The sequence below is a fragment of the Micrococcus sp. GbtcB5 genome, from assembly GCF_019091605.1.
Taxonomy (GTDB): domain Bacteria; phylum Actinomycetota; class Actinomycetes; order Actinomycetales; family Micrococcaceae; genus Micrococcus; species Micrococcus luteus.
The window spans coordinates 1-260 of the sequence record NZ_JAGXJK010000243.1; the positions used below are offsets into that span (position 1 = coordinate 1).

1 pseudogene is annotated in these 260 nt (G+C 60.8%); it reads right to left on the reverse strand.

From position 1 onward, the window contains the following. A pseudogene (locus KVS67_RS12210) lies at window positions 1-260 on the reverse strand (ribonucleotide-diphosphate reductase subunit alpha); the annotation flags it as partial.

Here is a 260-nt window from a genome sequence, read left to right on the forward strand (position 1 = left end):
ATGGTGATGCGGCCCTTGATCGGGTTCGCGGCGTTCACGGTGTCCTCGAACACGACGTACGGGGAGCCGGACTCGAACTGGATCTCGGCGATGGTCTGGAAGAACTCGCGCGCGTTGATCTTGGTCTTCTTGGTCCGCGCGTCGTCGACCATCTCGTAGTACTTCTCGGTCACGGAGATCTCGGAGAACGGCACCCCGTAGACACGCGCGACGTCGTACGGCGAGAACAGGTACATGTCCTCGTTCTTCTTCGCCAGCTG